This is a genomic window from Pseudomonas sp. R3.Fl, assembly GCF_023516765.1.
Classification (GTDB): Bacteria; Pseudomonadota; Gammaproteobacteria; order Pseudomonadales; family Pseudomonadaceae; genus Pseudomonas; species Pseudomonas citronellolis.
On record NZ_JAMGSO010000001.1, the window covers coordinates 268,902 to 281,483 of the forward strand.

Annotated in this window: 8 protein-coding genes and 1 pseudogene; 4 read left to right on the forward strand and 5 right to left on the reverse strand. The window is 67.5% G+C overall.

Annotated elements, in window-relative coordinates; translation table 11 throughout:
• Nucleotides 1–286: 286 nt before the first annotated feature.
• Together M8R19_RS01035 and M8R19_RS01040 are read left to right on the forward strand one after the other, a co-directional pair.
• Complete coding sequence (locus M8R19_RS01035) at nucleotides 287–1,234, forward strand: phospholipase D family protein (RefSeq protein ID WP_249916756.1); 948 nt, start codon at nucleotides 287–289, stop codon at nucleotides 1,232–1,234.
• 430 nt (nucleotides 1,235–1,664) lie between these two features.
• A complete protein-coding gene (locus M8R19_RS01040) occupies nucleotides 1,665–3,194 on the forward strand; it encodes a nucleobase:cation symporter-2 family protein (protein WP_249916757.1) in 1,530 nt (509 codons plus the stop codon).
• Nucleotides 3,195–3,636: 442 nt separating this feature from the next.
• On the opposite strand, the gene ptrR is transcribed toward M8R19_RS01040, so the two are convergent.
• Nucleotides 3,637–4,509 carry a putrescine utilization regulator PtrR gene (ptrR, locus tag M8R19_RS01045; RefSeq protein WP_009622223.1) on the reverse strand — a complete coding sequence of 291 codons (873 nt, stop codon included), beginning with the start codon at nucleotides 4,507–4,509 and terminating at the stop codon, nucleotides 3,637–3,639.
• Between the two features lie 158 nt (nucleotides 4,510–4,667).
• On the opposite strand from ptrR, the gene M8R19_RS01050 reads away from it, so the two are divergent.
• Nucleotides 4,668–6,053, forward strand: coding sequence for an NAD-dependent succinate-semialdehyde dehydrogenase (locus M8R19_RS01050; RefSeq protein WP_116423423.1), 1,386 nt, complete (start codon nucleotides 4,668–4,670; stop codon nucleotides 6,051–6,053).
• A gap of 96 nt (nucleotides 6,054–6,149) precedes the next feature.
• A complete protein-coding gene (locus M8R19_RS01055) occupies nucleotides 6,150–6,854 on the forward strand; it encodes a glutathione binding-like protein (RefSeq protein WP_074979305.1) in 705 nt (234 codons plus the stop codon).
• Nucleotides 6,855–7,241: 387 nt separating this feature from the next.
• Here M8R19_RS01055 and M8R19_RS33350 read toward each other — a convergent pair whose 3' ends face one another.
• The 4 genes and pseudogenes from M8R19_RS33350 to M8R19_RS01070 form a co-directional block, all read right to left on the reverse strand.
• Nucleotides 7,242–7,997, reverse strand: coding sequence for a methyl-accepting chemotaxis protein (locus M8R19_RS33350; RefSeq protein ID WP_370311555.1), 756 nt, complete (start codon nucleotides 7,995–7,997; stop codon nucleotides 7,242–7,244).
• Nucleotides 7,998–8,099: 102 nt separating this feature from the next.
• Nucleotides 8,100–9,380 (reverse strand): annotated as a pseudogene (locus M8R19_RS33355) (methyl-accepting chemotaxis protein); the annotation flags it as partial.
• Nucleotides 9,381–9,415: 35 nt separating this feature from the next.
• The gene (locus M8R19_RS01065) at nucleotides 9,416–10,471 is read right to left on the reverse strand and encodes an AraC family transcriptional regulator (RefSeq protein ID WP_116423420.1); all 1,056 of its coding nucleotides are present in this window, start codon (nucleotides 10,469–10,471) and stop codon (nucleotides 9,416–9,418) included.
• Between the two features lie 15 nt (nucleotides 10,472–10,486).
• A complete protein-coding gene (locus M8R19_RS01070) occupies nucleotides 10,487–12,157 on the reverse strand; it encodes an AMP-binding protein (RefSeq protein WP_249916759.1) in 1,671 nt (556 codons plus the stop codon).
• Between the last annotated feature and the right edge of the window lie 425 nt (nucleotides 12,158–12,582).

Sequence of the window (12,582 nt, forward strand, 5' to 3'; positions counted from 1 at the left end):
GAATGCTCCTGAGTTAGCCGGGCACGCCGGTGGTTTCAGGTTGAAGCCATTCCTTCTCTCGGCACGGTCTGGCCCCCTCTCCCTTCAGGGAGAGGGCTGGGGAGAGGGTTCGGAGTCAACCGGAAACACCATAGCCGCCGGCGAGCACGCTTCGCGAGCAAGCTCGCTCCTACAAAAAAACCAAGCCCCCTGCTCTACCGCAAGCCTTTACGCACCAAGCGTGAAACCTCCCCAACGGCGTGCGACAATGCCTACATTTTGCGGAACCCATGCTGCTGGAGAACCTATGCAGATCCTCGATAATCAGAACGACCTCGCGGGCTACCTCGGCCAACAGCGCGACAAGAAGATCACGGTCGTCACCGCCTTCGCCGCCGGCACCGAACCCCTGGTGGAAAGCCTGCGCGCCAACGGCAACCGTCTGGACATAGTGGTCGGGACCATCAACTCCTTCACCTCGCCGGACTTCATCGAGTACTGCATCGGCGAGAGCGGCGACGACCTGGCGCTGTCCGTCGACTTCCGCTACCAGCAGAGCATCCACTGGAAGCTCTACCTGATCGAGCCGGACGTGGTCATCCTCGGCAGCGCCAACTTCACCGAGATCGGCGTCAGCCTGACCCGCGATAACGCCGTGGTGATCCAGGACGCCGCGCTCTACCAGCAGCACCTGGCCCGCGTCGGACAACTCAAGGCCACCGAGGGCGTGCTGCCCAGCGCCGACAACGAGGCCTTCGACGAGGCCCTGGAAGACTACCGCTGGAACCACCGCCGCATGCAGGCGGGCCTGGCGCGCACCGCGCAGTACCTGGACGGCGAGAGCTGGCTGGGCGAGGAGTCCAACCAGAGCATCCCGCTGTTCATCTGGTACAGCGACCACTCCGAGGACTCCGAGACCACCGCCGAGGGCTTCCTGCGCGCCAGCAGCGGCGTGGACTGGGACGACGTGCGCGAGTTCTTCACCTACGAATGCGCCGAGGGCGCCCTGCCCTACGAGGAAGGCGACGTGGTGCTGACCGCGCGCTGCAACGGCTCGCACATCGGCTTCTACACCTTCGACCGCATCCTCTACCGCGACGGCACCTACTACATCTATTCCTACCGCAAGAAGCGCTACCCGGCGCCGTTCAACCTGGACGACACCAAGGAAGGCCTGAAGGACGTCATCCCGCGCTGGTACGAGGAAGGCCGCACCGAGATGAACCGGGCGGACATCCTGCGCTTCATGATCTGAAGCTCCTCCCCGCCCCTGCGAAAACGCCGCGAACGGTTCCCCGTCGCGGCGTTTTTCATTTGCGCGCCCGCATTCCGTGAAGCCGGGCGTAGGCGGCACCATATTGAGGCCGCGGCGCCCGACTTCCGTGCACTTCTTCCCTCTGGCCACCTCGCTCCATGGCCGCCGCGATGGTCGGGCCCTCGCGCCACGCGGGCCGTGCCGACCTACGGCACCCCTGCATCCAAAATTCCTGACGACATGGCCAGGTTCTTGCTTCGTTCCGGACGGCGTGCAGGCGGTCGCCTGCGCATTTCGCGGAAGATTATTTTCTCTTTCGAATCAGATAGTTCAGAGTGTCGAACAATATTTTGTATACAAGGCAGTAGCCAAACAGGAACAACCGTGTTTACAGTGCTCGGCACAACAAAAACAAGCGAGTCCTCCAGCCATGAATGACCGTTCAGCTGTAGCGTCTTCCAGCACCCGCCCGGAAGACGAGAACCTCGGTGTCGGCGCCAACCTGGCGTACGGCCTGCAACACGTTCTGACCATGTATGGCGGCATCGTCGCCGTGCCGCTGATCCTCGGCCAGGCCGCCGGCCTGTCGCCCGCCGAGATCGGCACCCTGATCGCCGCGTCGCTGTTCGCCGGCGGCCTGGCCACCCTGCTGCAGACCCTCGGCCTGCCCTTCTTCGGCAGCCAGCTGCCGCTGGTGCAGGGCGTGTCCTTCGCCGGGGTGGCGACCATGCTCGCCATCCTCACCACCGGCTACCAAGGCGGCGGCATCCCCGCGGTGCTGGGGGCGGTGATGGCGGCCTCGGCCATCGGCCTGCTGATCACCCCGGTGTTCTCGCGCATCACCAAGTTCTTCCCGCCGCTGGTCACCGGCGTGGTCATCACCACCATCGGCCTGACGCTGATGCCGGTGGCCGCGCGCTGGGCCATGGGCGGCAACCCCAAGGCGGCGGAATTCGGCAGCACGGCGAACATCGGCCTGGCCGCGGTGACCCTGGTCATCGTGCTATTGCTGAGCAAGCTGGGCAGCGCCGCCATCTCGCGCCTGTCGATCCTGCTGGCCATGGTGATCGGCACCGGCATCGCCTACGCCCTGGGCATGACCGACTTCTCCAAGGTCACCGAAGGCCCGATGCTGGCCATGCCGGAAATCTTCCACTTCGGCATGCCGACCTTCCACCTGGCGGCGATCATCTCCATGTGCATCGTGATCCTGGTGACCCTGGTGGAAACCTCGGCGGACATCCTCGCCGTGGGCGAGATCATCGGCACCAAGGTGGACTCCAAGCGCCTGGGCAACGGCCTGCGCGCCGACATGCTGTCGAGCATCCTGGCGCCGATCTTCGGTTCCTTCACCCAGAGCGCCTTCGCCCAGAACGTCGGCCTGGTGGCCGTGACCGGCGTGAAGAGCCGCTACGTGGTGGCCACCGGCGGGCTGATCCTGGTGACCCTCGGCCTGCTGCCGGTGGTCGGCCGGGTGGTGGCCGCGGTGCCCCCGGCGGTGCTCGGCGGCGCCGGCCTGGTGCTGTTCGGCACCGTGGCGGCCAGCGGCATCCGCACCCTGTCGAAGGTGGACTACCACAACAACATGAACCTGGTGATAGTCGCCACCGCCCTGGGCTTCGGCATGCTGCCGATCGCGGCGCCGAACTTCTACCACAACTTCCCGGGCTGGGTGGAAACCATCTTCCACTCCGGCATCAGCTCCTCGGCCATCATGGCCATTGCCCTGAACCTGCTGTTCAACCACTTCAAGACCGGCAACTCGGACCAGCAGTCGGTGTTCGTCGCCGCCGAGGAGCGCACCCTGCGCTACCGCGACATCGCCGCGCTGAACGAGGGCGACTACTTCCTCAACGGCAAGCTGCACGACAAGGACGGCAACGAGGTGCCGGTGATCGACGAGGAGAACGAGCATGCAGAGCACGCGCCGCCAAGGACGGTGAAGGCTGCGGCGCATTGATGATGGAAACGGCCCCGGGAGGGGTCGTTTTCATTTAGTAGGGGTCGCCATACCTGTAGGAGCGAGCTTGCTCGCGAACAGGATTTCCCGGCGGCTGCGGTGTTGGATGCAAGAGCGCCCTCTCCCCAGCCCTCTCCCGCAAGCGGGAGAGGGGGCTGTCCGGAGCGGCGTCAGACTCGGGCGCAGTCCTCACACCCCGTCATTCCCGCGAACGCGGGACGCGGCTCCATCGCGAACAGCGCTTGCGCTGGCCCGAAGGGGAATAACCCAATAAACAGCACCGTAGGGCGTATAACCGTTCGCGGTTATACGCCGTTTGACCTCACCCCAAGCTCACACCAGACCCCGCAACGAAGCCCCGCCGGAGAGCGCTCCGGACCCAGCCACGTCGCCCGGGACAGGCCTTGGTGTATCGGCGTACAACCGCGAACGGTTGTACGCCCTACGCCGCCTCCCGCTGCTCCGGCTCCAGCAGGCCGATGAAGGCGCGCAATGCCGGGGTGTCGGTGCCGCGGCGCCAGAACAGCCAGGTGGTGGCTTCGGCGTGGCTGGGGGCCAGGTGGTGGATGGTCACGTTGCGCCCGCCGGCCAGGCTGTCGAACATCGCCTTGGGGATGATCGCCACCCCGCCGCCGGCGGCGATGCAGGCCAGCATGCCGTGGTAGGACTCCATCTCCATGATCTTGCCCGGCACCACGCGCTGCTCGGCGAACCAGCCTTCCAGGCGCTTGCGGTAGGAGCAGGTGTCGCGGAAGGCGAACACCGTTTCCCCCGCCACGTCGCGGGCGTCGCGCACCGGCGGGTGGCCCTGGGCGCTCATCAATACCAGCTCCTCCTGGAACACCGGGCGGCCGTCCAGTTGCGGATGGTTGGCCGGGCCATCGGCGAAGGCGGCGATGAAACGGCCGGAGAGCACGCCGTCGATCATCTCGCCCGACGGGCCGGTGGAGAGGTCCAGCTGCACCTTGGGGAAGCGCTGGTGGTAGCGCGCCAGCAGTTCGGGGATGCGCACCGCCGCAGTGCTTTCCATCGAGCCCAGGGAGAAGCTGCCGTGGGGCTCGGCGCCGCTGGCCACCTGGCGCGCCTCTTCCACCAGGTCGAGGATGCGCTCGGCGTAGTCGAGGAAGCTGCGCCCGGTGGGCGACAGGCGCAGGCGCGACTTCTCGCGGATGAACAGCTCGGCGCCCAGCTCGCTTTCCAGCTGCTTGATGCGCGTGGTCAGGTTCGACGGCACGCGGTGCAGGCGGCCCGCGGCGGCGGTGATGCTGCCGTCCTGGGCGACGGCGCGGAAGAACTCCAGTTGGGTCAGGTCCACGTTTCTCTCCGGGAGAATGATCCTTTCTGAATTATTCATTTGTCATGAATGAAGCGCCACCTTACTTTCTTCCCCATGCCGGCGCCAGTGGCGCCGGCCGGACAACCGACGCCGCCGACCGACGGCGGCCAGCCCCACCTGCCGTGCAAGGACCTTCCATGAACCAGATCGCCGCCATCCCCGCTGCCATCTCGCGCAGCCCCGCCACCGGCCAGGAACTGGCCCGCTACCCCTTCGAAGACGCCGCCCAGCTGGAAAGCACCCTGGCCCGCACCGACGCCGCCTTCCGCCAGTGGCGCGAAACCCCGGTGGCCGAGCGCGTCGCCGTGCTGCGCAGGATGGCCGAGGTGCTGCGCGCCAGCGTCGAGCCCATGGCCCGCATGGAAGCCCGGGAAATGGGCATGCCGGTCACCCAGGCGCGCGGCGAGATCAACAAGTGCGCCAACCTCTGCGACTGGTACGCCGAGCACGGCCCGGCCATGCTGGAAGACGAGAAGACCAGCATCGAAGGCGCGTACATCTCCTACCTGCCGCTGGGCCCGGTGCTGGCCGTGATGCCGTGGAACTTCCCCACCTGGCAGGTCATGCGCGGCGCGGTGAGCATCATCCTCGGCGGCAACACCTACGTGCTCAAGCACGCGCCGAACGTCATGGGCTGCGCCTACCAGTTGCGCGATGCCTGGCTGCAGGCCGGCCTGCCCGAGGGCGTGTTCGACGTGTTGAACGTGGAGCCGCCGCTGGTCTCCAAGGCCATCGCCGATGAGCGCATCGCCTCCATCGCCGTGACCGGCAGCGTGGGCGCGGGCGCGGCCATCGCCTCCCAGGCCGGCGCCGCGCTGAAGAAGTGCGTGCTGGAACTGGGCGGTTCCGACGCCTTCATCGTGCTGGCCGACGCCGACCTGGACGCCGCCGTGAAAGCTGCCGTGGCCAGCCGCTTCGGCAACTGCGGCCAGGTGTGCATCGCCGCCAAGCGCATGATCGTCGAAGAATCCATCGCCCCGGCCTTCACCGAGAAGCTGCTGGCCGCGGTCAAGGCGCTGAAGATCGGCGATCCGCTGGCGGACGACACCTTCGTCGGCCCCATGGCCCGCTTCGACCTGCGCGACGAGCTGCACGGCCAGGTGCAACAGGCCATCGCCGACGGCGCCAGCCTGCTGCTGGGCGGCCACAAGCTGGAAGGCGAAGGCAACTACTACGCGCCGACCGTGCTGGCCGACGTGAAGCCGGGCAACACCGCCTTCGCCAAGGAAATCTTCGGCCCGGTGGCATCGGTCATCGTCGCGCGCGACGCCGAGCACGCCCTGGAACTGGCCAACGACAGCGAGTTCGGCCTGTCCGGCGCCATCTGGAGCGCCGACAAGGCCAAGGCCCAGCACATGGCGCGGCGCCTGGTCAGCGGCGGCGTGTTCATCAACGGCTTCTCCGCCTCCGATCCGCGCGTGCCGATCGGCGGCGTGAAGAAGAGCGGTTTCGGCCGCGAGCTGTCGCACTTCGGCCTGCGCGAGTTCCTCAACCCGCAGACCGTCTGGATCGACCGCAAGTAAAGCTATAGTCTTGGCTTTTAGCCCGCGCCGCTCTCCTGGGCGCGGGCGTTGCACGCCCCGGCACGGTGCCGGGGCGTCGCCATTTCAGGAGGTCCCATGATCGAGCTGTACTACTGGCCCACCCCCAACGGCCACAAGATCACCCTGTTCCTCGAAGAGGCGGGGCTCGACTACCGCATCCACCCCGTCGATATCAGCGCCGGCGACCAGTTCAAGCCGGAGTTCCTCGCCTTCTCGCCGAACAACCGCATGCCCGCCATCATCGACAGCGCCCCGGCGGACGGCGGCGAGCCGATCAGCGTGTTCGAGTCCGGCGCCATCCTCGTCTACCTCGCGGAGAAGACCGGGCAGTTCATGCCGGCCGACGTGCGCGGGCGCAAGACGGTGCTGGAATGGCTGTTCTGGCAGGTCGGCGGCCTGGGCCCGATGGCCGGGCAGAACCACCACTTCGTGCAATACGCGCCGGAAAAGCTGCCCTACGCCATGCAGCGCTACGTCAACGAGACCAACCGCCTGTACGGCGTGATGGACAAGCGCCTGGCGAAAGTGCCCTATCTCGCCGGCGAGCACTACAGCATCGCCGACATGGCCAGCTACCCCTGGGTGGTGCCGTGGCAGCGCCAGCAGCAGGACCTGGACGATTTCCCCCACCTCAAGCGCTGGTTCGAAGGCATAGCGGCACGGCCGGCGACCGTGCGCGCCTATGAGAAAGGCCAGGCGTATTCGTCGCGGCCGTCGGTGACCGAGGAAGGCAAGAAGATCCTCTTCGGCCAGACCGCGGCCAGTGTGAGCAAGGGCTGATCGCGGACAGAGTCCGCTCCTACGGTTCCAGGAAACACGGACGTAGGAGCGGACTTCGTCCGCGATTGCCCCCCGGCAACGCCAGTGTTCCGGCCAGCGGCGGATAACCGCGAACGGTTATGCGCCCTACGTCACTGGGTTATTCCCCTTCGGGCCAGCGCAAGCGCTGTTCGCGATGGAGCCGCGTCCCGCGTTCGCGGGAATGACGGGGTGTAGGACTGCGCCTGAGTCTGACGCCGCTCAGGACAGCCCCCTCTCCCTTCAGGGCGGGGCGCGCAGCCGAGGGTTGGGGAGAGGGCGCTCTTGCATCCAACGCCGCAGCCGCCGGGGAATCCTGTTCGCGAGCAAGCTCGCTCCTACAGGTATGGGGAGCCCCCCACCTGCCGGTCACACCCGAAACTGCCCCATCAACCCCTGCTGGTGATTCGCCAGGTCGTTCAGCGACTGGCTGATCTGCGCCGACTCCTGGGCCTGGCCCGACAGCGATTCGGTCACGTCGCGGATACCCGCCACGTTGCGGTTGATCTCCTCGGCCACCGCGCTCTGTTCCTCGGCGGCGCTGGCGATCTGCAGGTTCATGTCGTTGATCACCCCCACCGCCTCGCCGATGCGCTGCAACGCCGCCACCGCCTGCTCCACCTGGCTGACGCTGCCCTGGGCCTGCTGGTGGCTGCTGTGCATGGCGGTGACCACTTCGCGGGTGCCGTTCTGCAGGCCTTCGATCACCTGGCGGATTTCTTCCACCGAGTCCTGGGTGCGCTTGGCCAGGTTGCGCACTTCGTCGGCCACCACCGCGAAGCCGCGCCCGGCCTCGCCGGCGCGGGCCGCTTCGATGGCGGCGTTGAGGGCCAGCAGGTTGGTCTGCTCGGCGATGGCGCGGATCACTTCCAGCACCGAGCCGATCTGCTCGCTGCTGGCCGCCAGGCCCTCGACCTGGGTCATGGCCTGGCTCATGTCGCGGGCCAGTTCGTCGATGGCGCGGGTGGTCTGGTCGATCACCGCCAGGCCGTCGCGGGTGGCACCGTCGGCCCCGCGGGCGGCGTCGGCGGCTTGGGCTGCGCTGTTGGCCACGTCGTGGGCGGTGGCGCTCATTTCCTGGGAGGCGGTGGCCACCTGCTCGATCTCGCGGAACTGCTGCTGCATGCCGGCGCTGGTCTGGGTCGACAGCGCGGCGGACTGGTCAGCGGTGGCGCGGGCGTCCTGCACCGAGGCTTTCACGTCGCGGATGATCGGCTGCAGCTTGTCGAGGAAGCGGTTGAACCAGCCGGCCAGCTCGCCGAGTTCGTCCTGGCCCTGGTATTTCAGGCGTTGGGTCAGGTCGCCCTCGCCGCTGGCGATGTCGCGCAGCATGCCGGCCACGCCGAGGATCGGGCGCGTCACGCCGCGGGCAGTCAGCCATAGCAGGACCAGCACCACCAGCGCCAGGCCGACGCCGAAGGCGGTTTCCCAGAGCGCGCCGCTGAGGTTGCGCGCATCCAGCTCACCCTGCAGCTTCAGCGACGGCTCCAGCAGCACCGGGCGCGGCACTTCCAGCAGCACGCCCCAGTTCTTCGAATCGGGGATGGCCTGCAGCGGCTCGACCACCTGCAGCTTGTCCTCGCCCATCAGCGCCCTGGGCGCGCCGGCGGCCTGCACGGCGAGCAGTTCGGCGGCGTTGGCCACGGACTTGGCCAGCGGCTGGCCGAGCTGGTTGGCGTCCTGGCTGTCGCCGGCCAGCAGCCCGGCCGGGCTGAGGATGCGGATGGCGCCCTGGCCGTCGTAGAGCGCGCGGTCGCCGTCCAGGGCCAGTTGCTGCAGACGGCTCAGGCTGATGTCGGCGCCGACCACGGCCAGCAGCTTGCCGTTCTCCATCAGCGGGAACACCACGGTGGTCATCAGCACGCGCTGGCCGGAGGCATCGTCGAAGTACGGGTTGAGCACGCAGGGCCGCAGGTTCTGCTTCGGGCACTGGTACCAGGTGTTGAACGGGGTGCCGTCGAGCATCGCGGTGGCGTCGGCGATCATCGCCTCGGTCACCGCCAGGCTGCTGTCGCCGCTGGCCTTCTGCGCCCAGTAGGCGCCGAAGCGGCCCTTCTCGTTGCTGCCCAGGGCCTCCTGGCCGGCGAAGCGGGCGTCCTGGCCGTCGAGGGCCTCGGGCTCGAACACCACGTAGAGGCTGAGCAGCGTCGGGTTGGACTTCAGGCCGTCGTGCACCAGCTTCACCAGGTCCTCGCGCAGCACCTGCGCATCGACGCCGTGCCGGGCGCTCTGGGCGCGCAGCTGGGCGACCTGGCGGCTGAACTGGTCGCCGAAGTGGTAGACGTCGGTGAAGAAGCGCTGGATGGTCTCCGCCTGCTGCTCGGCCCGCGCCTGCATGCGCGCCTGGGCCGCGTCCTCGAGCATCTGTGCGTTGGCCGTCTTCACCAGTTGCAGGTTGTGGTTCATGCGCAGCAGCGAGCTGCCCACCAGCAAGGCCACGGTGCACAGCAGGCAGAGGCCGGCCAGCAGGGTGATCTTCCACTGGATCGAAAGGCGCGTCAGGAACATGGGCGGAGGTCCTTGGAACGTGGGAGTGCCCCAGGCTATCGGCCTGGCGGGGGATTTCTGGAGGCGTCGGGCCAGTCGTTTTCCTGCTGCATCAGCGCGCGGTACTGGCCGGGGGTGGAGCCGGTCCACTTGCGGAAGGCCTTGTAGAAGGCGCTGGTGTCGGCGAAGCCGAGTTCCTCGGCCAGTTCGGCGAAGTTGCCTTCGCCGGCGTCCAGGCGGGCGATGGCCAGGTCGCGGCGCAGCTGGTCCTTCAGCGCCTGGTACGACTGGCCCTCGGCGGCGAGCTTGCGGCGCAGCGTCGAGGACGCCATGTAGAAGTGGCTGCCCAGTGCCTCCAGGTCCGGCCAGCGCTCGCAGCGCTGGCTGCGCAGGTAGGCCTTGATGCGCGCCGCCAGGCTCTGCGGGTCGCGGTAGCGCACCAGGATGTTGGCCGGGGCGCCGACCAGGAAGCGCCGCAGCTCGCGTTCGTCGCGGCGCACCGGCAGGGCCAGGGCCTCGGCGTTGAACAGCAGGCGCGTCTGCCGGCGGGCGAAGCGCAGGTTGTCGCTGAACATCACCCGGTAGTCCTCGATGTAGTCCGGCTGCGGGCTGCGCAGGTCGATGGCGAGGATGGGGATGCGCCGGCCCACCAGCCAGCAGGCCAGGCCGTGGACCATCAGGTACAGGGTGAAGTAGCAGAAGGCCCGCTGCGCCGGCGCCGCGCCCTCGTCGAGCTGGATGGCGGCCACCCCGTCCTGGCTCACCAGGCGTGGCTGCAGGCCGTCGAAGACTAGGCCTAGGAAGGCCAGGGCACGCTCCAGCGCAGCCTCCAGGGTCGCTTCGTGGATCGCCGTGCGGGCCATGAAGTTGAAGCTGCCGGACTTCATTCGCCGCCGGTTCATGGCGAAGAATTCGTCGTCCAGCGCCTTCGCCAAACGCAGCCAGAGCCGCGAATAGGCCTGGATCGGCACCCGCGCGTAGGGCTTGCCGACGAGTTCGCCGGCGATGCCCGCCGCGGCCAGCAGCGCGGACGCGTCGAGGCCCTGGCGAACGGGCTCGGCCAGGGCCTCGTTGACCAGGCGGATGGAGATGGTGCCCTTCTCTACCGGCATGGCGCCTCGCGTCCGTCAGCCACGCAGTTCCTCGATGCTGATCTCGCGCATGCGGAACTTCTGGATCTTGCCGGTCACCGTCATCGGGAACTCGTCGCAGAAGCGGAAGTAGCGCGGCACCTTGAAGTGGGCGATGCGCGCCTTGCAGAAGGCCCGCAGTTCCTCCTCGTCGACGCCGTGGCCGGGGTGGAACTTGACCCAGGCCACCAGCTCCTCGCCGTACTTGTCGTCGGGGATGCCGATCACCTGGGCGTCGGCCACGGCGTGGTGGGTGTAGAGGAATTCCTCGATCTCGCGCGGATAGATGTTCTCGCCGCCGCGGATGATCATGTCCTTGCTGCGCCCGACGATGCGCACGTTGCCCGCCTCGTCCATCAGCGCCAGGTCGCCGGTGAGCATCCAGCGCGCCGGGCTGATGGCCTCGGCCGTGGCCTGGGGGTTGTTCCAGTAGCCGAGCATCACGCTGTAGCCGCGGGTGCACAGCTCGCCGATGGTGCCGCGCGGGACGATGCGGCCGTCGCCGTCGATGATCTTGCTTTCCAGCTGCGGCTGGGTGCGGCCGACGGTGGTCACGCGGATTTCCAGCTCGTCGTCCGGGCCGGTCTGCAGCGACACCGGGCTGGTCTCGGTCATGCCGTAGGCGATCTGCACCTGCGCCATGTGCATCTCGCTGATGACCCGCCGCATCACCTCGATCGGGCAGGTGGCGCCAGCCATGATCCCGGTGCGCAGGCTGGACAGGTCGAATTCGGCGCGGCGCGGGTGGTCCAGCTCGGCGATGAACATGGTGGGCACGCCGTACAGCGCGGTGGCGCGTTCCTCGGCCACGGCGGCCAGGGTCGCCTCCGGCTCGAAACTGGGCGCCGGGTAGATCATGGTGGCGCCGTGGGTCATGCAGCCGAGGTTGCCCATCACCATGCCGAAGCAGTGGTACAGCGGCACCGGGATCACCAGGCGGTCGTGCTCGGTGAGGCCGATGCTCTCGCCGACCATGTAGCCGTTGTTGAGGATGTTGTAGTGGCTGAGGGTGGCGCCCTTGGGGAAGCCGGTGGTGCCGGAGGTGTACTGGATGTTGATCGGCTCGTCGAACTGCAGCAGCGCCTGGCGCTGCGCCAGTTCCTCGGCGGATACCGAGGCGCCTATGCCCTCCAGCTGGTCCCAGCGGAGGAACCCGGCCGGGGCCTGGGCGGCCAGGCTGACCACCCCGCTCAGTTCCGGCAGGCGCGCGCTGTTCAGCTCGCCCGGGCGGCAGTCGCGCAGCTCCGGCAGCAGTTCGGCGAGCATGCCGTGGTAGTCGGAGGTCTTGAAGGCGTCGGCGCACACCAGCCAGCGGCAGCCGGACTGCTTCAGCGCGTACTCCAGCTCGTTGGCGCGGTAGGCCGGGTTGATGTTGACCAGCACGGCGCCGATCTTGGCGCTGGCGAACTGGGTGATGCACCACTGCGCGCAGTTCGGCGCCCAGATGCCCAGGCGGTCGCCCTGGCGCAGGCCCAGGGCGAGGAAGGCGCGGGCCGTGGCGTCCACCGCCCCGGCCAGCTGGGCCCAGGTGTAGCGCAGGTTCTGATGCCGCACCACCAGCGCCTCGCGGTCGGCGAAACGGCTGGCGGTGTCGTCGAAGGCAGCGCCTATGGTCATGGCCAGCAGCGGCTTGTCCTGGCGGCCACGGGTATAGCTCGGGTGATTCATGGCGTTCCCTTGTTGTGCTTGTTCTGGGACTGGGCTCACGACCGGGCCCACAGGCATGGGCATGACCGGCCGGTCGGCGGCTCGCGGAGCATCTTTACGTTAACGTAAAGGTAAACGCAACCCCGCGATCCGCCTCGTTCTCTACAGCTTAGCCAGTCAAGCTTCATGCCACAGAAGTACAACACCTTGAGAATCAGACACTTGGAATAATCCGACAGCCGACACCCAGGCCCGGGATTCGCATTTCGCAACACTTGGCGAGACACTTTCTCATTCCCGCCGTTGCGCTTTCAAAGTGATACACGCACTTGTGCCTGCAAGCCCTTGAAATTCTTTCCTCCAGGCCACTGCCGGGCTGATGCACGGGCCCCGGTCATGGATTAGAATTCTGGGAAATTGCCTACATGGATGTAGACCCTTCCACT